This is a genomic window from Marinomonas rhodophyticola, assembly GCF_026113935.1.
Taxonomy (GTDB): domain Bacteria; phylum Pseudomonadota; class Gammaproteobacteria; order Pseudomonadales; family Marinomonadaceae; genus Marinomonas; species Marinomonas rhodophyticola.
In genome coordinates this window covers 717,268-739,532 of record NZ_JAPEUL010000007.1, presented here as the reverse complement: position 1 = coordinate 739,532, position 22,265 = coordinate 717,268, and the positions used below count along the sequence as shown (strand labels likewise).

Sequence of the window (22,265 nt, the reverse complement as noted above, 5' to 3'; positions counted from 1 at the left end):
ACAAACGTTTCTAAGAAGGAATTACCAGATGAATGCTGCCATCAGCGCCACTCAAAGCTCGATGTTAACAGAGAAACAAATGGCGATATTACAGTCAGCTGGACAACATATTGCGCCAACTTGGCCATTGGATCAGATGATTGCCGTGAACCCTTTTTGGCCAATGCGTCATCAGCCAATTGAGCGCGTCAGTGCAATACTAAGCACGCTAGGCGGTGCGCAATTATTGATGCCATCATCCTATTATTTGCAGGGTTATCAATCCGGTGAAATTTCATCCAGTGCCTTAATACAGGCGGCACAGGCACAAGGTACGCCTTTAAAAGAAGAAGCACTGGTCGCCTTTTTACAAGAAGACACAGCCACCGCAAACTGGCACAACATTTCAGACTTGTTAGACAATCAACGCGATCCGCACAAAATGGCTTGGCGCGATGAAATCACGCATCAAATTAGCCAGTTTTGCGCAGCGCATTATCAACAGTTACGTCCTATTCTAGGACGTCAGGACACCGCCCATCAGCCCGACCTATATCAACACTGGCTAGATGTTACTCGTCGGGACAAAGGCCTCAGTATTATCTTAGACGAGCCAGGGTTACAGGCCTTGTTTCAACAACTGCCCGACACACCTGAGCAAGTCATCGCCCAAGCCATAGAGACCTTAACACTCAGTGACGATCTACTCAGCCATTATGCCCATGCATTATTGCTCGATATTAATGGTTGGGGGTCGTGGGTGGCTTACTTGCGTTGGCAAGGTGAACTTTATGATCAGCCACATGACGACATGTTGGCGCTCTTAGCCATTCGTATGGCGTGGGAGCTGGTCATCTGGCGTTACTATCAGGCAAAAGATCCAGATACCGCCGAACTGTTAAAAGTTCTATGGACACGAGAAAAGCATCAGCTGCCTGACCTAATTCGCCAACAACAAAACGCACAACGTCTGTTATGGGTGTGGGCCAAAGCCGCGGAAATAAGCTATCAACAACGGCTCAATCACACTTTACTGACAGCAAAACCGCAGCCTGCCGTTCAAACACCCATACTTCAAGCGGCGTTTTGTATTGATGTGCGTTCTGAAGTCATGCGTCGTGCGTTGGAGGCGCAAAGTGATCATATTCAAACGCTAGGATTCGCGGGATTTTTTGGCCTGCCATTGGAATACCAACCCCAAGCAAGCGCCCTCTCTCGCCCACAATTACCAGGGCTGTTAAAACCGGCGATTCGCGCCACCGAAGCCATCGCATCAGACAACCAGTCGTTCAACTCTTCATCCGTCATAAAGACGGCGGTTGGACTCAATAAACGCGCTCGTTGGCACGGCTGGTCGCAAGCGGCACCGTCCACCTTCTCCATGGTGGAATCCATGGGTTGGCTGTACGCGTTCAAAATGCTGAAAAAGTCGTTTTTCTCCAGCAGTGGAGAAAATCCACTGAACCGTCTCAGTCATCATCACAAATGGACACTGACAAAAGAAGACAAACTCTTAACCTTAGAAGAAAAAGCGGGCTTGGCAAAAGGCATCTTGCACGCCATGGGCTTAACGCATTTTGCGAAGACTATTTTATTGGTTGGACACGGTAGCCACTCGACGAATAATCTCCATGCGGCTGGGCTAGATTGCGGTGCCTGTGGCGGACAGACGGGGGAAATTAATGTACGAGTGCTCGCTCAACTACTCAACGACCAAGCGGTTCGAGCGGAGCTACGAACATCTGGTGTTGACATCCCAGACAGCAGCCGATTTGTTGCGGCGCTACACAACACCACCACAGATCACATAAGCTGCTTTGATGATAATGTAGAGGAAAACGTGTGTCACTGGCTCAACGCGGCCACCAAAAAAGCCCAACGAGAACGCATCTTACAAATAGATCCAACGCTACTCAACGCTAATGATGACAAACTCAATAAAGCGTATCTAAAACGCAGCCAAGACTGGTCGCAAGTACGCCCCGAATGGGGATTAGCCAATAACGCTGCGTTTATTGTTGCACCAAGAAACTGGACTCGCCAAGTAGACCTACAAGGTCGCAGCTTTCTTCACGATTACCAATGGCAAAACGATACAGGGTTTAACGTGCTCGAACTCATCATGACGGCCCCGATGATCGTCACCAATTGGATTAATATGCAATACAACGCTTCTGTCACTGATCCCTTAAAATACGGCAGCGGCAACAAGGTATTACACAATGCCGTTGGAGGAAACATAGGCGTATTTGAAGGCAATGGTGGCGACCTGCGCATTGGCCTTTCATTGCAATCTTTACACAATGGCGAAAAATGGATGCACCAGCCACAACGACTGACTGTGTATATCGCCGCGCCAAGAGAGGCCATCGAACAGGTCACCGCAAAACACGATAACGTGCGTTATTTGATCGACAACGAATGGCTCTACCTACTACGCTGGGATGAAAAAGGCACAATTGAACGCTTTTACCAACAAACATGGGAGATGCAGGTATAACGTGACACCATTTTATAGAAATGACGTCGCGTTCAGAAAATCGCAATAAAAATGCTTTTACTGTAGAGATATGACCGTTTGTTAGTTACTCTATTGTGCTAACAATTTATCATCCATGGTGTGGTTTAAGCAGTGAAAGTTGAACAATGAAATCGACGATTAAACTTGCGTCGTTGGCGCCAAATGATGAGTTATCGCCCTTTATCGAAAGCTACTGGATGATCAAAAATCCAACGAATAAGGACGAGGAGCTTGTCACCTTTCCTGACGGGGGGATCGATTTATACTTTTTTCACAGCGAGCAGTATCCGCTCCATGTTTCTTTGGTAGGGCTGGAAACCCATTCGCAAAAAGGGTACATGCCAGCCAACTCCGTCCTCTTTGGGGTTCGACTAAAACTTCTCGCCGCAGAATATTTGTTGCATAGGCCGGTAGCGGACATAATCAATGATCGCGTTACTCTAGCAAACGGTTTTGCGGGCATAGAAATCAATGATCTACTAGAGTTCCCTCTTTTTTGTGACAAACTAAGCCAATATTTTACAGCGCAGATGACAACACCAATGGACCCGCGCAAAAAAATCATGTCTGAATTAATTTATCAATCTAAGGGCGACATATCAGTAACCGATATCGCCGCGGCGGCAAATTGGAGTAGTCGTCAAATGAATCGCTATTTCAATAAATGGCTTGGTCTGCCGCTGAAGAGCTACTGTGATATTTTGCGGTTTCGTAGCAGTTTCGAATTTTTAGAAGTGGGTCAGCTGTTTCCTGAAAATGGCTTCAACGACCAATCGCATTTTATTAAGCTAGTCAAAAAATACTCTAGCCTCACGCCTAAGCAAATAGCCCAAGACAAAAACGACCGATTTGTACAATTATCCTCTAAATAATCCCTCTATCATTGATCGCTGCATAAAATGATTAGCTTCTAACGCTCCCGTTGTCGCGACATCAAAGCCTTGTTTTACAATCAAATACATCCCATTGCACCCAATAATGAACCTATTGAATGTTTGGTGAAAAAATGAATTTAGTATCGATTATCATTATTACCATTACCTTTATCTTTTCTAGTGTCTCTTTAGCGCAAGAAGAGTCTCAGTTTCCCATCACCATTCAGCATGCTTTTGGCACATCGATTATTAAACAACAACCTAAACGTGTTGCTACTGTCGCTTGGGCAAACCATGAAGTGCCATTGGCGTTAGGAATCGTGCCCGTTGGTTTTGCTGCGGCCAAGTTTGGCGACGATGACGGTGATGGCGTGTTGCCTTGGGTCGCCGCGAGACTGAGAGAGTTAAACGCCAAAACACCGGTCTTATTTGATGAGGGAGACGGGATCGATTTTGAAGCGGTCGCCGCCACACAGCCAGACGTGATTCTTGCGGCCTACTCTGGCCTAAGCCAATCAGACTACGACACCCTCAGCATGATAGCGCCTGTCGTTGCTTTTCAAGATGCGCCTTGGTCAACAAACTGGCGCAGTATGATTCGTATTAACAGCGCTGGTCTAGGAATGAAAAAAGAAGGCGACGCACTGATCAAGAAGATTGAAAAAGACATTGCCGAACAAGTGGCGCGCTATCCAGAACTTCATAATAAATCCGCCATGTTTATCACCCACCTTGATCCCACCGATTTAAGCGTCATACGCTTTTACAGCACCCATGACGCACGCGTTAGCTTTTTTGATGATCTAGGTCTGCACTCTCCTGATAGTGTCAAAAAAATTAGCCGCAATGGGCAATATTCTGGTGAAAGCAGCATTGAACAAATAGACGAATTTAATGATGTTGATATTTTTGTCACCTACGGCAATGACAATCTACTAACACCGCTGAACGCAAATCCACTCATGTCAAAAATGCGCGCCATTAAAAACGGCGCCATTGTTATGCTTGGCAACAGTCCGCTGGCGACCGCCGCTAACCCAACCCCCTTATCGATATCTTGGGTGCTCAATGATTACCTAAAAGCGCTCGCGGCAGCCGCACGAAAATCACAATGAATAAATACCCTACTATCAACTCAGACGCGCTATTCCGACAAAACCTCTTTGCTCTGGTTGTCGCTGCAGCCGTATTAGCTGCCTTATGTTTTCTTTCGATTGCCATTGGCACCAGAGACGTGTCTTGGCAAGAGATAGTTGGAATTCTGCAAGGTAAGATGGACACCATGGGGGAAGCCTCGGTGACCATGCGTATTCCTCGTACTGTGTTAGCCGTATTAGCTGGCAGCGCTTTAGGCTTATCAGGTGCGATTATGCAAAGCGTTACCCGTAATCCTTTGGCTGACCCAGGTATTTTGGGCGTCAATATAGGGGCCGCATTTTTTGTGGTCATCGGGCTTGCATGGTTCGGTATCGATCAACTCAACAGCTATATCTGGCTGGCCATTCTAGGCGCTGGAAGCACCGCACTCTTTGTTTATCTCATCAGTTCCTTAGGCCGAGGAAAATCGACACCACTGAAGTATGCACTGGCGGGAGCCGCCACTTCTGTCGCTCTGTCATCTTTTACCATGGCGGTGATTTTACCCAGAAATGACATCGCAGGTGGCGCACAATCATGGCAAATCGGTGGTGTTGGCGGTGCCACGTTTGACAGCATACAGCTCATACTGCCATTTCTGTTCGTGGGCTATTTCATGAGTGTCATTGTGGCAAGAAAACTCAATGTCTTAGCACTAGGTGAAGATATCGCTGCAGGCTTGGGAGAAAAAGTAGTCTTGACTCGATCTATGGCGTGGTTGTCCGCGGTTATACTGTGTGGTGCAACCACCGCTATCTGCGGGCCTATAGGCTTTGTTGGCTTGGTTATTCCCCACTTATGTAGACTCTTGGTAGGCGTTGATAATCGTTGGTTGTTGGTGTTTTCCGCGTTGGGCGGAGCCAGCTTATTATTAATCGCCGATGTCCTTGGCCGCATTATATCCAGACCCAGTGAATTATCGGTTGGTGTGGTGACCGCCTTTGTTGGCGCACCCTTTTTCATCTGGATTGTGCGACGCCAACGGGTGAAAGAACTATGACAAATCACCTAGACCACACCGTTAATCGAGTCAGAACAGGACGCCAACGACGATCAAAACAGTGGACCAGCATTGTTACCATCCTATGTGTTTTGGCCATGACAGTTTTTACGATCACGCTAAGTATTGGTCAATCCGTTACGCCACCAAGTGAGGTTTTGCGGGTACTACTAGGAGAAACGGTACCGGGTGCCTCTTTTACCGTTGGCCACCTTCGCTTACCGCGTGCCGTCATTTCCATGCTGGTTGGCATGAGTTTTGGCATGGCTGGCGTCGCGTTTCAAATTATGCTGAGAAACCCGCTTGCTAGCCCAGATATTATCGGAGTCAGCTCTGGCGCTTCTGCGGCGGCTGTTTTTGCCATTATTATGCTCAATATGAGCGGCAGCAGCGTGGCTTTTTTCTCCATTATCAGCGGTCTATTAATCGCGCTTGTTGTATACGTTTTAGCATTCCGCCATGGTGGCGTCACAGGAACACGACTTATTTTGGTCGGTATCGGTGTCTCCGCTATGATTGAAAGCGTTATTGTGTATTTGCTCTCCCAAGCTCAATCCTGGGATAGACAAGAAGCCATGCGCTGGTTAACAGGCAGCGTCAATTCAGCGCAATTGGATCAAGCTTATCCATTACTGGTTTCTTTATGCATTTTTGGGGGACTGCTATTGAGCCGCGCACGGGAGATCGACGCTTTGCGAATGGGCGATGATACCGCCCAAGCGCTTGGGGTACGCACTGGCATGACACGTATAACCGTCATGGTCGCCGCCGTTGGACTCATCGCCGTCAGTGTTGCCATCACCGGACCAATTGCTTTTGTCGCCTTTTTGTCCGGACCTATTGCCATGCGCCTCATCAAAAATAATGGTTCTCTGATTATTCCAGCCGGTCTGGTTGGCGCCTGCCTCGTTATGGTGGGCGACTATATTGGACAGTTTCTTCTGCCAAGTCGTTATCCCGTTGGCGTCATTACCGGAGCTTTAGGCGCGCCCTATCTTATTTATCTGATTATTCGCGTGAATCAAAAAGGAAACGCGCTATGACACAAAAACATCAACTGGTTGTGGACTCGCTGTCAGCAGGTTACGGTGATAAAACCATTCTAGAAGATATAACGCTAAAGATTGCCCCAAGCCAAATCACCTCGATCATCGGTGCCAACGCCTGTGGAAAATCCACTTTGCTGCGCACCATGTCACGCTTACTGACGCCCAGCAAAGGTCAGGTATTACTAGACGGAAAATCCATACACAAAAGCCCAACGCGACAATTGGCACAGACACTTGGTCTGTTGCCACAATCGCCTACCGCGCCTGAAGGCATTACGGTGGGCGATCTGGTAAGCCGAGGACGCTATCCACATCAGAGACTCATGTCGCGCTGGAGTAAAGCGGATGATGAAGCCGTCGCCAAGGCGCTCGAAACCACCCAAACCACGGAGCTACTGGAGAAAGATGTTGATGAACTCTCTGGCGGACAAAGACAACGCGTATGGATCGCCATGGCGTTGGCACAAGAAACCGAGATTTTACTGCTTGATGAACCCACGACATTTTTAGATGTGGCGCATCAGATTGAGGTATTAGACCTGCTCGTTGATTTAAACAAAAGTCGAGGCACGACCATTGTTCTGGTCTTACATGATCTCAACCTCGCGGCCCGATATTCAGACCAGCTTATTGCCATGCAACAAGGGCGCGTCTTTACCTATGGCACGGCAACAGAGGTCATCACTGAAGCGACAATTCATACAGTGTTTGGCTTAAACAACCAAGTAATAACGGACCCAATATCAGAGACGCCCATGGTGTTACCAATTGGACGTCACAAAAGAAGCACACCTTAATAAGCTTAAGGCCATTGGAACAGTTTAATCAAATTTTTTATTAATAATCATTAACAACAGCGTTTTTAAATAGATTCATGCGATAATTCATTAGAGGAACCCAAAATGAAGAAAAAAAGCACTCTTTCGTCAACCTTAAAACCACACCACTACGCCACTACGGCCCTTTTCTGCTGCTCAATCATGACACCTATCATGGCAAATGCAGAAACAGAAGAGACAAAAGAAAGCGAAACCTTTCGTCTTTCCCCTATTCTCGTCAATGATTACGTAGAAGTAGACAATGATGCCGAATCAGTGGTCGCCAAAGAATTGTGGGTAGGTGGCAAAGTGGCCACCAGTATTCAAGATACACCGGCTTCTGTTTCCGTCATTACTGAAAAAGAAATCACCGAACGCAACGCCAGCACCACAGAAGAAGTCCTTCAATATTCGCCTGGCTTAATAACCGATTACTACGGCACAGATGACCGTAATGATTATTTTAAAATTCGTGGCTTTGATGCCACAACCTACCGTGATGGATTGACACTTGGATCAATGCGCGGTGTACGAGAAGACGCTTACGCCTTTGAGCGTGTCGAAGTCATTCGCGGCGCAAACTCCACTCTGTTCGGTCCCGCTGAGCCTGGCGGTTCCATTAACTTTGTCAGCAAACGCCCTAAATTTGAAGAGTTTGGCAATGCTTATGTGACTTATGGTTCCAATGACCACAAAGAAGTCGGTGTTGACACTGGCGATACACTGGATGAAGACAAAACTCTCGCCTACCGCTTTACCAGCAAAATCAAAGACAGTGATCGCGAATACGATTATTCAAAAGATGACTCACAACTTTTGATGGGAGGTCTCACATGGGAGCCTACTGATGACACCAGCGCCACACTCATTGTCGATTATCTGAAAACAGATTCCACCCCCAATAGCGGTGGCTATCCACTCGACAAAGAATACGATCGTAGTGATTTCTTTGGCGAACCTGACTATAACAACCATGATGTCGAACGGACCAATATCACAGCCCAAGTCAGTCATGACCTCAATAATGGCTTCAAGCTTCGAGGCAACCTAAGATACAGTGACGCAACGGACGACTTTGGCTATGTCTACCTTTCAGACAACGCCAATCGTACAGGAACAGATGTAAACCGTTATTACTTTGCTAGTAAAACGAACGCTGAGCAATTTGTAGGTAATATTGTTGGGCAGTACGATGCCAGCTTTAATCGCTTTGATAGCAGCACATTAGTTGGCGTCGAATATCAAAACGCCTCTTCTACAGCGGCCAGCGCTTACGGCTCAACATCCAGCATTAATATCAATAATGTTGTTTATAGTGGCGCTCCAAGTAGTCTTAATATTTATAGTAATAAGAAAACAGACTCTCTAACAAGAGCAGCTTTTTTACAGCAAAATTTCTCATTCGACGATAAATACATTGTGACTCTAGGCGCTCGTAATGATGATATAGAATTGACTGAAGTCAATTATCTAACCAATACAACCACGCGTAACGATTTTTCAGAAAACTCCTTCCGTTCGGCCTTCACGTACAAATTTAACGACGAAGTTTCAGCCTATATCAGCCAAGTTGAATCGGTTTCCCCACCGTCTTCTGGGACAGAAATTGTGCGTGGCGAACAACTGGAAGTGGGTGCAAAATATTCACCAAACAATATGAACGCCATCTTCTCTGTCGCTGTGTATGACCTAACGAAAAACAATGTCGACGTTGCGATAGTACAAACTAATGGCTCTATCGAACGAGAAATTATTGGCGAAAACCGCACTAAAGGGGTTGATTTGGAAGTAAAAGCCGAATTAACAGACAGCCTAAGCATCACTGGCGGCTATTCCTATATGGATTCAAAAGTCGTAGAAGACGACAACTACGAAGGGAATGACTTTGTTGCAGCGCCCACTCATACCGCGTCGTTATGGAGCCACTATACGCTACCAAGACAAGACATGACGGTTGGACTGGGTGCCCGTTATCTCGGTTCTTATTACTTTGACGCCGCTAACACGGCAAAAAGCGAGGCGGTGGTTCTTTTTGATGCGTCCTACGGCTATGACTTAACACAACAGACTACGCTGTCACTGAACATCAGCAACCTTCTAGACAAACAGTATGTTGTTGGTTCAGGGACCGCAAACTATTACAACCCTGGTCGCAATATCAGCCTGAAGCTGGACCATAGCTGGTAAGTAAAAACTCGTCTCAACATACCCCATTGAGCCAGAATCACGATGATTCTGGCTCAATATCTGCTCAAAGCAAGCGTCTAACTAAGCCCCCATCAAGGCTTCACCAGGTTCACTAACACGCTCGTTTTTAGGCAGATACTTCTGCATGATACTCATCAATTCACGGTGTTCCAAAATCGCCAGACATTCTTTTTCATTGAGATGATCAAGCAAGTTTTGAATATTGTCACTGTTAAGAATTTGCCACTCAGCACAAATCCATGCACGACAAAACTCTTTATTAGGCTGATCTTTTCGCATCTGCGCTAGGTGCCAATAGAAAAGTTTGGAATCGGACACTAAACGTTTAAGGGATGACAGAGAAGCATCAAACTGTAAAGATTTTTGCTCAACACTATGCTTATGCTGCATCGCAACGATCGCATGAGGTCTTTTCTCTTCAGGAGCACGCATCAATCCCAAGTAGCGAATCACATTGCCACGTTTAGCACCACCACTCAACCAAGACAATGGAATAGACAGAATCAAACCAAAGCTAATTGGCAACGACCAATAAAACAACTCTCGACTTAAGAACAGAGGCTCCTGACGCTAACACGACCCCCAAGACTGTGTGACTACAATGAGCACGAGCTGCCACCTTCCAAGAGGTAGCGCCGTCGTCACGAGATTGAGGCTTCCAACCACTATCGCGCCCTTTAAACACATCATAGACCACTTGAAATTGGGACAGCATTAAAATCGGTGCATACAAGGCCGACAACACTGTCTCCACTAAAGTGCTTAACGTCAGTAAGATCGGCCCACCAAATTGCATACAGCGACGAATGTTCAGCATCGCCGCCAACCACCCATAAACTTTTGGCGCTAATACCAGAGCCATCGACACGATAAACAACGAACGCGCCTTTTCAAAATCAAACACTGGCCAGGTTGGAAACAGCGATGGATTGGCAAAATATTCAGGACGCACAAAATAGGCCTGAACCGCCAAAGCAAAACCCACGACGATCAACATCAACCAAAACACAGCACTGAGATACGACATAATGCCAGACATCAAATGCAAGCGAGTCGCAAAATGAAAACCTTTGGCAAACACAAACGCCTTATGCTGCAAGTTACCTTGGCACCAACGACGATCACGAACAATCACGTCCACCAACGATGGAGGTGCCTCTTCATAAGAGGCTTTTAAATCGGTATCAAAACGCACCCCCAACCTGCTCGACGCAATAACGCGGCTTCCATAAAGTCATGACTCATGACATGACCACCAAAAGGCGCTTTCCCTTCTAGCATAGGTAAACCACAGGCATCAGCAAAGGCCTTAGTCCGAATAATAGCGTTATGCCCCCAGAAGTTCGAAGAATAACCATGCCATGCGGCTAAGCCAGAAGCGTATATAGGGCCAAAGCAATGGTTAGCAAATTGCTGAATACGGCTGTACAAAGTATTAGCACGAATAATCGTCGGCAAGGTTTGAATCAACCCTAAACCTGGCTCAGCCGCCATCCGACGAGTGAGAGAAACCAAGCAATCTGCACCCATCAAACTATCGGCGTCTAACACAATCATGCACTCATAATCGCCACCATAACCGGTGACCCACTCAGCAATATTACCCGCCTTACGTTCAGCGTTTTTATAACGGCGGCGATAATAAATTGGGCACGCTTGAGCGTCATCATTTAACAGTGGATAAAAAGCCTGCTCCTCAGCAATCCAAGCATCGGCTTTATTAGTATCGCTGAGAATGAAAAAAGCAAATTTGCCGGCGCACGCGCCAACAAATCTTCGCGCATGGCTTGGATATTCGCGCGAATACGCAACGGATCTTCGTTATAGACAGGCAACAAAATCGCTGTTACACCCTCAACATCTTGCTCTTTGCGGCGACGTGAAAATGGCCATAACTGAAACAATAAACCCAGTGTTGCTTGCGAAAAGGCAAAAGAGATCCAAGTAAAATTGATACAGAATAAAACCAAAAATGCCCACTGCAAACCCGCAATGGCATTGGTATTCAGTACGCTGTACATTTCTGTCGCGCCGTACCAAGACAAACCAGCGGTACCAAATAGAACAAACAAACGTGCAAAAAACGTCGTTAGTGCAAAGTTTTGTTGCCTCTTCTTACGCGGTTGAGACGCTTCATTAACCGCATGACGCGGCATATTCAAAGGGGACGTTTGCGGCAATGCGAACTGAGTAGCACTATCCTTTAATAACATGGTTATTCCTTAATCCAACGATATAGCCAAGTAGGAGCAACGGCAGTATCTCCCTGTTTAAGTTGAACCCGTAACTCTGCCAAGTCGGCGTCTTGTGGGTCAAAAGAGAGGTAAACACGCACACCGTTTTTATGAGGATTTTTCACCACGATAGTCTCGAGTATTTCCCCATTACTGATGCTGGCATCAACGCTTAAATCATTGACATTTACATCCGGCATTTTATTAAAATCGATCACCACCTCTGGGTTAGTCTTAAACAGTTTCACGCCCTTAGCGCTACGAACAACACGAGGAGACTCCAAGGATACGGGCGTATCATTAGACCAGGTTATCAAATACTGATAAGTATAAGATTGATCTTTTTTAAGGCCGTCTTTGGGCTGCCAATAAGCAACAATATTGTCGTTGGTCTCTGACTTTGATGGTATTTCCACCAGTTCAACATGGCCCTCACCCCAATCATTCGTTGGCTTAATCCAAGCAGAAGGCCGCGTGTGATAATTGGCTTCTAAGTCCTGATAATCTTCAAATTTACGCTTCCGCTGAATTAAACCAAACCCTTTTGGAGAGGTATCACTAAAAGCGCTCACCTGTAATGAATTGGGGTTGTTTAATGGACGCCAAATCATTTCGTCATTGCCTGTTAGAATCTGAAGTCCATCCGAGTCATGCACCGCGGGACGGTAATCCGGCACGTCCGATACATCAAGAGAACTATTATGCATAAACATGGACGTCAACGGGGCAATACCCACATTTTTCAGATCAGCCCTTGGAAACAACGTTGCTTTCACATCGATACGGGTTGGTTTTCCTGGATAAATACCAAAACGGTAAGCGCCTGTAATCCTTTTACTGTCTAACAAAGCATGAACCACAATGGCGTCTTGACTAGATGAAGGGCGCTCAATCCAAAAGTGCTTAAACATTGGAAACTCTTCACCTTTAGGCTGTGCCACATCAACCGCAAGCCCTCGGGCAGACAAACCATAAGTCTGCTCTTTGGAAACTGCGCGAAAATAACTGGCGCCTTGAAAAACAGCAAACTCATCACTCACATCGGCTTTGTTTATTGGGTAATGCAAACGCAATCCAGCGTATTTGCCAACCTGAGAAATCAACGCGCTTATTTCTGGGTTAGGCGTTTTGAAAGAGTCTGCTGACACGGTCAACGGAAAAGCTCGGCCGCTTTCCACCACATCGATAGACACGAGATCTTTAAAAATAAATCCTGGAGCAAATAGCTGTACGGAAAATTTGGTTGGCGAATTTCCCCACACGGCCTGATTTTGCTGAAAGTTAATTTGCTGGTAGGTTGGATAGTCCATCGTTGTTAACGCTTGAGGCGCCTTTTCCGCTGGCGTCATAGGCGATTGTGCCAACGTCCTGGCTAATTCAATCACTGTCTGGTTAGTAAAAGCATAACCTTTTGCCTCTTGATCTGGCTGAACGTTTTCCACCGTAGGAACAGCATCCACCTTAACATTGGGTTCTTCCGCCTGCGCATATCCAATAAAGTTGATTAACAGCGAGGTTAACAACGGCAATTTTATCAGAAAAAGTGAATGGGTAGGCATGTGAGATAAAGAAGTAAATAATTTCAAAAGAAGCTCTCTCGTTGCTTAATTGGACTTAACCAAGCCCCAACATAGGGATGACGTCATAAATTTGACACTTATCATATAATCAAACTTGCGTGAGATTAAGGCAGCAAAGTCGGAGGAATTCATAAAAACTAAGGAGAAATTGTGTTTGAAGAGGTTTCACACTACTCGATCGTCGCTCAACTAGGCCAGCCGCGCCTATCATAATAGAAGATATACAAATGTTACATGGCTATCATCATACTAAATATAGAAATAATTCATTGATTTAACCCAGATAAGAACCATGTGCAACTAGACCACAAATTGCCCTATAAAAACCTTAAAAAAAACGATGAAGTAACAACCATTTTCAACCATATGATATGGATTCTCAATGAGACAGGATAACCGCTGGCTATCCTGTGACACTGAGGTTTGTACGGGTTGATTCCAATACCTTAAGTGGCGATGAAAACCCCAAAAGCCTGCTAAAATAACGAAACTTAGCGTTTAAGGTAACGGAATAAATTCCTCTTCGTCATCAATGACTTTCGGAAAGGCCCCAGCCTGCCAGTCTCGTTTTGCTTGCTCGACGCGCTCTTTACGGCTAGAGATAAAATTCCACTCAATAAGGCGTTTACCGATTTTTTCACCACCGATCAGCGCGATTCGTGAATCCGCTGTCGCTTCAACCACTATGTCATCAGCGGCCGTCACAATAACCATGGCAAACTCAGGTATCACAGTGTCTCATAACAAATTATGCCTTTTGGCAAAATCAAACAGCTCCATAGACGAGCCTAAGTTTAGTTTGGCAAGAATATTGGTTTTGTGGGTACTTACCGTTTTATGGCTAATGGCCATCGTTTCTGCAATATCTTTATTGGCATGACCTTTACATAAGAGCTCAACGATTTGCAGCTCTCTGTTGCTTAAACTGGCTAATAATACGCTCTCAGAGCCTGCCAGTTGTTCACCATAGAACTCTGATTGTGGGAATACTTTTTTGCCTTTCAGCACCAAACGTGCTGCTTCTGCTAATTCTTCCAACGGCTGCGCTTTAGAGATAATGCCATAGGCCCCAGCTTCAATGCAGCGCACGGCATACATCGATGGATCCTGAGCCGTCAGCACTAAAATACGGGTATCAGGGTAACGCTGCTTGACGCGGCGAATCACTTCCAAGCCACTCATCTGTGGAATATCCAAATCCAAAATCATCAGCTGGCAAGAGGTGTTTTTGAGTAATTGAATGGCGTCTATGCCGTTATCCGCTTCAGCCAGTACCACAAAGTTATACCGCTCCAGCACAGCTTTTACTGCCAAACGTAAAAACGGATGATAATCCACGACAGCAACAGAGATGGGTAACATGTTTTACTCCAGCGATAATTTATCTTATACAGCATGGACAGTTACGGACCAGAGAGCATATGCAGATCACTCTAATTACAACCATAGGATTAATCTGATTTTGCTATCATAAGAGGTCTACAAAAAAACACTTTAAAAGTAATATTTTGTAGACCACGTCACGAAATAATTTGCTGGAAACGCCCCTATTCACGCTCAATTCCCCCTGTAACGACTTTCACTAACTTAGTCTTCATAAAGGTGGTGATAAGATTATTACTCACAACATTCTAATCAAACTCTGAGGTATCCCCACAAACTTACTCATAAATAGGCTCCGTGTTCTAGCTGCTGAACGAGTTGCCTAATGCCGTCCTGCCATTCCTTTTTTGGTATCAGGAAACGGGTCATAATGGCTCATTTCCCAAGGTAAAAGTGTGACTTATTCATTGCACTTACACAAAATAGGTTAAGCTACAATAATGCTGATTTAAGGGCGCTTACCGTTTAAACAACACTTTCATCCTAACCTTGCAAAGGCAAAAGCAAAAGCATGGTACGATGTCTCATGTATTGGACAACTAAAGCCGATATCTCATGCCGAAAAATAAAGTTTTATTGGATGATACTATGGAAAAAAAACCAAAAGCTTTTAGCCTAATGCTTTGAGTAACCTACCAATGCAACAAGTGCACAAATAACAGCTAAGAGCGCATTTGCAAAGGCTTAATGAGGACTTTCGAGTTAGAAAATAGTTAATAAACTCTGGGGAATCCATTACATTTGAACTTCCCCAAGATTCGTTAGGAAATGGAACAGAGTTCTGTAGAGTAAATATATGACTAATAAATCAACAAACCCACGCCGACTTACTCCATCTATGCCTTGGCTATTAGCTTTTGAATCTGCAGCAAGAAATCTTAGCTTTACATTAGCAGCCAAAGAGCTTTCTCTCACACAAAGCGTTATAAGCAGGCACATACAATCTTTGGAAGACTTACTGGAAGTTGAACTCTTTCACCGAAATGGCAAGCAGTTACAATTGAACGAAGCTGGCGCGATGTACATGCGAGAAGTGAGCAGCGGACTTCAGCGAATACGTAATGCATCACAAAATTTAAACACATATAAATCCACGGCCACATCAATTAACCTCGCCTGCTTACCAACTTTCGCCGCAAAATGGTTAATGCCGCGTTTGGCCGATTTCTATGTTAAACATCCCAATATTCTAGTACACATACATGCAAAAGTTCGCCAATTTAATATGGAATTAGAGGGAATGGACTGTGCTATAAGTGGTGGTGGACGAGCTTGGCCTGGAATGGCATCTTACCCTCTAGTCAAGGGCTACCTAGTTCCAGTAATTAGCCCAGCATTGCATGAAAGAGTGCCTTTTAACACACCATCTGATGCCGGATTACATACGCTTTTACAAGTATCAACAAGGCCTGACGATTGGTTCCAATGGTTTTCTGTCCACGACCTTTCAACTACCAATATACGTCTTGGCCCTCAATTCGAAATGACTTCTCATGTACTCCAAGCCGCTATCGCTGGAATTGGAATTGCATTGGTGCCTTCTTGTCTTGTTGAAGATGAGCTTACAGACGGATCATTAATTATGCCTTTCAGTCCGTCAAAAGTAGATACACTGAAATATGATTACTCTCTACACATCACCCCTCACCAAGACCAATCTCCTACTGTGTCGGCTTTACGGGAGTGGCTTCTAGAACTGTCGACCCAATAATTAATCCCATCAGTTGTACTGGCCAACAAAATAAAAAGCGCCTCCGAGAGCCAGTCCGAATTTATGCATCGATACTCCAAAATTGCGAGAGCGAAACAGTTCATCATAAGCCCAACTAGGCTTAAATTTGCCACTGAAGCTATTCAGTTCAGAGCCGCCTTCATTCCCCCTCAGCAATTGCTTCAAACACAGCTTCACCAGCCAACATGCCCGATTTCATGGCTGTATGGGTCCCTTTAATCTTACTGAAATTGAGAGTGCCGGCGTTGCAACCGATCAATAAGCCACTAGGAAATATCATACTTGGTAGAAAATTAAACCTACCCTTAATTATAGCTCGAGCACCGTAGGCCACATTGATTCTAAAACGTATGATTAGAAATTCTGACGGCAGTTTTAGAGCTTTGCTTCTAGTTCAGGTAGAACCTCAAACAGATCACCTACCAAACCATAATCAGCCACTTGGAAAATTGGCGCTTCTCCATCCTTATTGATAGCTACAATCACCTTAGATTCTTTCATTCCAGCTAAATGCTGGATCGCACCAGAAATTCCCACTGCAATATATAACTCTGGCGCCACTATTTTTCCGGTCTGACCAACTTGCAGATCATTGCTTACAAAATCTGCATCCACCGCTGCACGGGACGCACCGACCGCGGCTCCTAGTTTGTCAGCAACCTTTTCAAGCAAGCTAAAGTTCTCAGCAGAGCCCCAGCCCCCGTCCGCCGGAAATTACTGTACTTGCTGCGGTCAACTCTGGGCGGCCTGACTTAACCAACTCTTCACTAACGAAACGCGAAGCCCCCTATATCGAAGACAACATCTACAACCTCAGTGTTTGCATTTCCACCCTCCGCCTTAGCCTTCTCAAAAGCTGAAGCCCGAACGGTTATAACCTTGACCGTATCTAAAGATTGCACTGTTGCAATAGCATTACCCGCGTAAATCGGGCGCTTAAATGTATCTGCTGATTCCACAGCAACAATCTCTGTGAGCTGACCTACGTCAAGTAGGGCTGCAACGCGTGGCATCGTATCCTTAATGGTACTGCTCGCTGCTGCAATAATATGGTTATAATCAGCCGCCAGCTCAACAATCAAGACACTTAGATTTTCAGCCATCCCCTTCTCATAACAAGCATTATCAGCCAACAAAACCTTACTAATACCCATAACTTGTGCAGCTTCATCAGCAACACTCTGGCAACCGCTACCTGCGACCAGTATTGAAATATCACCGCCAAGCTGACTCGCGGCCGTCACAGCACTAAGAGTCGCTGGATTGAGTGTGCTATTATCATGTTCAGCAATCAGTAAAATACTCATCCCATTCTCCTTAAATAACTTTGGCTTCGTTTTTCAACTTATCGATCAACGCATCTACACTGTCCAGCTTAGTACCTGCTTGTCGCTGAGCTGGTGTTTCCACTTTTAATTGTGAAATATGCTGCTTGAACTCCACACCAAAATCAGCTGGAGTCTTCACTTCTAGAGGCTTTCGCTTAGCTTTCATAATGTCTGGTAATTTGGCATAACGTGGTTCATTCAGACGAAGGTCTGTCGTAACAATCGCTGGTAGTGTCATTGATAAGGTACGTAGACCACCATCTACTTCGCGGGTAACTAGGGCTTTGTCTCCTTCAACAGTTACTTTCGAGGCAAAAGTGCCCTGAGGACGACGAGTTAAAGCGGCAAGCATCTGGCCAACTTGATTATTATCGGAGTCTATCGATTGCTTGCCTAGGATCACCAGCCCAGGCTCCTCAGCTTCCATCACTTTGGCAAGCAGCTTAGCGACATTTAGTGGCTCAGGTTGGCTGTCAGTTTCGATATGAATAGCGCGATCCGCACCAAGCGCCATGGCAGTACGTAGCTGTTCCTGAACGACATTAGGACCAATTGAAACCACCACTATTTCAGAAGCTATACCAGCTTCTTTTAGACGTATTGCCTCTTCAACGGCAATTTCACAAAAGGGATTAAGAGCCATTTTCACATTGCTCAAATCTACGTCTGAATTATCAGACTTCACACGTACTTTTACGTTGTAATCAATAACGCGCTTGACGCTAACAATTATTTTCATAAATAGGTCTCGATATTATTTATTAAGTAATTTAGTTTTTGTTCGGCAAAACTTTTCCACGATTCAATAAACCCTTTGGGTCCATCGCTTCTTTTAGCCTCATCATTAGTGCTATTTCACCATGGTTTCTAGATATGCTTAGATGATCTTTTTTCTTTAATCCTATTCCATGTTCTGCTGAAATAGATCCACCTATTTCCTGCAGTGGCTTATAAACTAAACCCTCAATTTTAATACGCGTTTCTTCATTGGAATCCCCTGTCGAAATTGAGACATGCAAATTACCATCACCTAAATGCCCAAATACAACGACTTTGGCATCTGGCCAGATTTCTCTTACCGACACTTCTAATTCATTAACATAGGTATGCATGTCTACAATCGGTAAGCTAATATCAAAAACAAAGCGTGGAGCAATTAATTCAGAAAGCCCTTCGATATCCTCCCGAATAGCCCAAAGACGATCACGTTGTGTATCGGAGTTTGCTACTACGGCATCACTTAAAAGCTCTTTTTCAAAAGCCGATGTAATCGCCTGCTCAAATCGTTGCGCTGTCTCAGCTTGATCATTACCCAAACTCTCTATCAATACATAAAAAGGCGCATCCGTATCTAGAGGGGCATTATGACGACCGCTTTCTTTCGTCAATAATGCATAATAACTGCGCCACATCACTTCAAATGCGCCGAGGCTCTCCTCCTAATGTTTGTCTCATGTGCTGCAGTAACCCAACAAGACTTTCAAAGCTGTCGCAAGCAACTAGGGCCGTTTGTGACGCAGACTGCTGTGGTTGCAATTTAAGAACCGCACGGGTAACTATTCCAAGTGTTCCCTCACTCCCAATGAATATATGTTTTAAATCATAACCTGCGTTATTCTTCAGCATATTGTTCATTGAGCTGACCACTGAACCGTCAGCCAGAACCACTTCAAGGCCGAGCACTTGATCACGCATCATGCCGTAGCGGATAACTCTTATACCACCTGCATTCGTCGCAATATTGCCACCGATAGTACAAGACCCTCGAGCCCCTAAATCCAACGCAAACTGCATACCGATTTGCTCCGCAGCCTCTTGAACGATTTGAAGTGGCACCCCAGCCTGAACGGTTAAAGTGCCGCCCACAGGATCGACCGATTCAATTTCAGCCATACGCTCAAGCGAGATAACTAACTCATTCGATGCTGCTACAGCACCGCGCACCAACCCAGTCAAACCACCATGTGTCACAACTGGCTGATCCGCTTCGTAACACAAAGCCATTACTTGCGATAACTGATCAGCACTAGCTGGTCTAACAAGCGCTAACGCCAAACACGGCTCTTTTGTAATCCAATCTGTAGATCGAGCACGGACATCCTCACCACGAAGGATATTTTTTGCACCCACCACTTTTTCTATGAAATCCAACAAAGTATCCATATGAACCCTCAACCTTATAATAAGTTTGAATGTAAAAATCTTTATCAATAGACAAAGTTAACCCTTGCCTAATGAAGGAAATAAATATTTTTTAAATTTTGAATTAAGTCTTTAAATCAGAATAATAGCTTTCTATTTATTCCTATAAGCAAGACATCGTTTAAAAGAAAAGAAGATTGACCCGAGTGTCAGCACGATAAAGAACCATGTAATCGGCCCTCTAAAGAAAATAGACATATCATAATTACCAATTAACAATGATCTCCTAAGATTATCTTCGAACATAGGGCCTAATATGAATCCGATTAAAAAAGGAGCAGAAGCGATCCCAGTTTTATTGAATATATAACCGAGAACACCAAAGCCCATCATTAACCAAATATCAAACGTGTTGTTATTGACGGCATAGGCGCCATAGACACAAAACATCACAATAATTGGGAATAATATTTCCTTTGAAACATCTGCGATTTTTGAGAAATACTTTATAGCGCCAAGCCCAACTACTAATAAAAATAAGGAGCTGACCATGATTCCTATGAAGAGCGCGTAAATGAGTGAGAGATTATCTTGGAACATTAAAGGACCAGGTGTCAGTCCATGAATCATGAATGCCCCTAGAATAATCGCCGTCACCACATCGCCAGGAATCCCAAGAGAAAGCAAAGGAATCATAGTCGCCCCTGCTACACCATTGTTTCCTGCTTCGGCTGCTGCAACACCCTCTATTTCACCTTTACCAAAATTTTCTCTATTTGGAGATTTTCTTCTCGCCTCACTGTAAGAAATAAAGGCTGCTGCGGTCGCACCACTACCTGGAATAGCACCAATGATGACACCAATGAAGCTACCTCGAACAATCGTTTTAAAACATCTTTTGAACTCACTCCAAGAAACCTCTTTACCGTTTGCATTGATAACAATTTTTGATGCAACTTTTCGTTGGTAAAAATCAATTACTTCAGGGATAGCAAAAAGACCAATTAGCAAGGGTATGAACGAAATCCCATCCATCAAATTGTAGTCATCAAAAGTGAGTCTTTGAGATCCATAAACAGGGTCTAAACCTACTAAGGAAATCATGGTATCTCTAATGCAGCCGCTAAAAAGCCTTTGAGAACAGAAGCTCCTGATAAAGACACGATGATGGTCAGGGAAAAACAGATAAGCCAAAAAATTCCGGAGCACCAAAATTTAAAGCGATTTTCGCAAGATACGCCGCAAAAAATATTAATGAAATATTAGATATAATATCGGCTATCACTGAAGAATATAGGGACATTTTTAGCGCTTTCTTCGCCTCGCCATTTTGCGCCATAGGATAGCCATCAAGTAGCGTACAAGCTGAAGCCGGTGTGCCTGGTGTACGGATCAATATTGCTGTTATCGACCCTCCATACATACCACCTTTATATATCCCCACTAGTAGCAGTATCGCTGAGACAGGCTCCATAGAGAATGTAAAAGGCAACGCTAACGCCACAGCCATGGTTGTTGTAAGCCCAGGGATAGCACCAATTACAACACCTAAAAAGACACCGATAGCAATTGCAATGAAGTTATCCCAAACTAAAAAGAGTGACAAAACTTCTGAAAAATTTTCCATAAAACAATCCTAAATATACTCAAGAATCTTATTTAATAAGGCATTACAGGTAATGGCACACCTAGAACCTTGGTAAACAATAAAGTGATAACAACAGGAATAATAAATGCGAGGCTGTATACCCATTTTTTTCGAATTGGGTGAGCAGCAAAAAGTATAAGAGTAGCTAGGACGCCACTAAATATGGCGCCAATTAACTCAAAAAAAGACAAATAGACTACCAACGCCAGAGCCATTAACAAAAACCGTAAAACGGGGCCTCGTTCAGAACCAGCGGATTCCTTATTGTCTTTATCATTACGGAATAAACCTTGGATAATGAGCAAAATCGCTATTAGAAAAATCAACCACCCCATATAACGAGGTAGCCAGCTTGGAGACATCATAGGATTCTGAACCATGGCCGGCTCAGTCACATATTGAGGGACAAGATAAAACAGTAACAGACAAGCGAAGGCCAGCATCACACTGCCAACCAAGACTGTCGAAATATCAGCAGATGATTGCTTAAAACCTTTGAACATTTTAGGTACCTTATTAAGCTTATTAATATTTAGAGAGGTAAGAAAAAACCTACCTCTCTCGCTCGGTAGCCATATTAGTTCTGACGAACACCAGCTTCTTCAGCAACCATTTTCCAACGTTCAACTTC

At 44.7% G+C, this 22,265-nt stretch carries 19 protein-coding genes and 3 pseudogenes; 8 read left to right on the top strand and 14 right to left on the bottom strand.

The annotated features are described in order from the left end of the window. Window positions 1–28 precede the first annotated feature (28 nt). The 7 genes from ONZ52_RS12350 to ONZ52_RS12320 all read left to right on the top strand — a co-directional run bounded on the left by ONZ52_RS12350 (window position 29) and on the right by ONZ52_RS12320 (window position 9,566). Complete coding sequence (locus ONZ52_RS12350) at window positions 29–2,479, top strand: YbcC family protein (RefSeq protein ID WP_265218935.1); 2,451 nt, start codon at window positions 29–31, stop codon at window positions 2,477–2,479. Between the two features lie 146 nt (window positions 2,480–2,625). Then, window positions 2,626–3,372, top strand: coding sequence for a helix-turn-helix domain-containing protein (locus ONZ52_RS12345; RefSeq protein ID WP_265218933.1), 747 nt, complete (start codon window positions 2,626–2,628; stop codon window positions 3,370–3,372). Window positions 3,373–3,506: 134 nt separating this feature from the next. Beyond that, a complete protein-coding gene (locus ONZ52_RS12340) occupies window positions 3,507–4,490 on the top strand; it encodes an iron-siderophore ABC transporter substrate-binding protein (RefSeq protein WP_265218932.1) in 984 nt (327 codons plus the stop codon). Further along, window positions 4,487–5,512, top strand: a complete 1,026-nt coding sequence (locus tag ONZ52_RS12335; protein WP_265218930.1) for a FecCD family ABC transporter permease — start codon at window positions 4,487–4,489, stop codon at window positions 5,510–5,512. Before ONZ52_RS12340 ends, ONZ52_RS12335 begins: the two co-directional genes overlap by 4 nt. Further along, window positions 5,509–6,555 carry a FecCD family ABC transporter permease gene (locus tag ONZ52_RS12330; protein WP_265218929.1) on the top strand — a complete coding sequence of 349 codons (1,047 nt, stop codon included), beginning with the start codon at window positions 5,509–5,511 and terminating at the stop codon, window positions 6,553–6,555. Before ONZ52_RS12335 ends, ONZ52_RS12330 begins: the two co-directional genes overlap by 4 nt. Then, window positions 6,552–7,358, top strand: coding sequence for an ABC transporter ATP-binding protein (locus ONZ52_RS12325; protein WP_265218928.1), 807 nt, complete (start codon window positions 6,552–6,554; stop codon window positions 7,356–7,358). Before ONZ52_RS12330 ends, ONZ52_RS12325 begins: the two co-directional genes overlap by 4 nt. 105 nt (window positions 7,359–7,463) lie before the next feature. Continuing rightward, window positions 7,464–9,566 carry a TonB-dependent siderophore receptor gene (locus ONZ52_RS12320; RefSeq protein ID WP_265218927.1) on the top strand — a complete coding sequence of 701 codons (2,103 nt, stop codon included), beginning with the start codon at window positions 7,464–7,466 and terminating at the stop codon, window positions 9,564–9,566. Window positions 9,567–9,647: 81 nt separating this feature from the next. Here the strand turns inward: ONZ52_RS12320 and ONZ52_RS12315 are convergent, their stop codons facing one another. From ONZ52_RS12315 to ONZ52_RS12285, 7 genes are all read right to left on the bottom strand, one after another. Next, the gene (locus ONZ52_RS12315) at window positions 9,648–10,127 is read right to left on the bottom strand and encodes a hypothetical protein (protein WP_265218926.1); all 480 of its coding nucleotides are present in this window, start codon (window positions 10,125–10,127) and stop codon (window positions 9,648–9,650) included. After that, window positions 10,102–10,782, bottom strand: a complete 681-nt coding sequence (locus ONZ52_RS12310) for a glycosyltransferase family protein (RefSeq protein WP_265218925.1) — start codon at window positions 10,780–10,782, stop codon at window positions 10,102–10,104. Before ONZ52_RS12310 ends, ONZ52_RS12315 begins: the two co-directional genes overlap by 26 nt. Continuing rightward, the gene (locus ONZ52_RS12305) at window positions 10,761–11,144 is read right to left on the bottom strand and encodes a glycosyltransferase family 2 protein (protein WP_346433238.1); all 384 of its coding nucleotides are present in this window, start codon (window positions 11,142–11,144) and stop codon (window positions 10,761–10,763) included. Before ONZ52_RS12305 ends, ONZ52_RS12310 begins: the two co-directional genes overlap by 22 nt. A gap of 113 nt (window positions 11,145–11,257) precedes the next feature. Next, entirely contained in the window at window positions 11,258–11,800 is a 543-nt protein-coding gene (locus ONZ52_RS12300; protein WP_265218923.1) for a glycosyltransferase family protein, read from the bottom strand. Between the two features lie 2 nt (window positions 11,801–11,802). Continuing rightward, on the bottom strand, window positions 11,803–13,407 hold the full coding sequence (locus ONZ52_RS12295; RefSeq protein ID WP_265218922.1) for a glucan biosynthesis protein G: 1,605 nt from the start codon (window positions 13,405–13,407) through the stop codon (window positions 11,803–11,805). A 492-nt stretch (window positions 13,408–13,899) separates the two neighbouring features. Continuing rightward, window positions 13,900–14,133 (bottom strand): pirin-like C-terminal cupin domain-containing protein, encoded by a 234-nt coding sequence (locus tag ONZ52_RS12290; RefSeq protein ID WP_265218921.1) that lies wholly within the window; start codon window positions 14,131–14,133, stop codon window positions 13,900–13,902. A gap of 6 nt (window positions 14,134–14,139) precedes the next feature. Continuing rightward, entirely contained in the window at window positions 14,140–14,763 is a 624-nt protein-coding gene (locus ONZ52_RS12285) for a response regulator transcription factor (RefSeq protein ID WP_265218920.1), read from the bottom strand. A gap of 817 nt (window positions 14,764–15,580) precedes the next feature. Here ONZ52_RS12285 and ONZ52_RS12280 point away from each other — a divergent pair. After that, entirely contained in the window at window positions 15,581–16,495 is a 915-nt protein-coding gene (locus tag ONZ52_RS12280; RefSeq protein ID WP_265218919.1) for a LysR substrate-binding domain-containing protein, read from the top strand. A gap of 18 nt (window positions 16,496–16,513) precedes the next feature. Here ONZ52_RS12280 and ONZ52_RS12275 read toward each other — a convergent pair. The 7 genes and pseudogenes from ONZ52_RS12275 to ONZ52_RS12245 all read right to left on the bottom strand — a co-directional run. Next, a pseudogene (locus ONZ52_RS12275) lies at window positions 16,514–16,850 on the bottom strand (NAD(P)/FAD-dependent oxidoreductase); the annotation flags it as partial. A 41-nt stretch (window positions 16,851–16,891) separates the two neighbouring features. Beyond that, window positions 16,892–17,823 (bottom strand): annotated as a pseudogene (locus ONZ52_RS12270) (electron transfer flavoprotein subunit alpha/FixB family protein). Between the two features lie 10 nt (window positions 17,824–17,833). Continuing rightward, window positions 17,834–18,583: an electron transfer flavoprotein subunit beta/FixA family protein gene (locus ONZ52_RS12265; protein ID WP_265218918.1), complete on the bottom strand. Its 750-nt coding sequence runs from the start codon at window positions 18,581–18,583 to the stop codon at window positions 17,834–17,836. 31 nt (window positions 18,584–18,614) lie between these two features. Beyond that, a pseudogene (locus ONZ52_RS12260) lies at window positions 18,615–20,007 on the bottom strand (FAD-binding oxidoreductase). Between the two features lie 132 nt (window positions 20,008–20,139). Further along, window positions 20,140–21,090: a tripartite tricarboxylate transporter permease gene (locus ONZ52_RS12255; RefSeq protein WP_265218917.1), complete on the bottom strand. Its 951-nt coding sequence runs from the start codon at window positions 21,088–21,090 to the stop codon at window positions 20,140–20,142. Between the two features lie 67 nt (window positions 21,091–21,157). Next, a complete protein-coding gene (locus tag ONZ52_RS12250) occupies window positions 21,158–21,613 on the bottom strand; it encodes a tripartite tricarboxylate transporter permease (protein WP_265218916.1) in 456 nt (151 codons plus the stop codon). A gap of 32 nt (window positions 21,614–21,645) precedes the next feature. Beyond that, complete coding sequence (locus ONZ52_RS12245) at window positions 21,646–22,137, bottom strand: tripartite tricarboxylate transporter TctB family protein (protein ID WP_265218915.1); 492 nt, start codon at window positions 22,135–22,137, stop codon at window positions 21,646–21,648. Window positions 22,138–22,265: the final 128 nt, after the last annotated feature.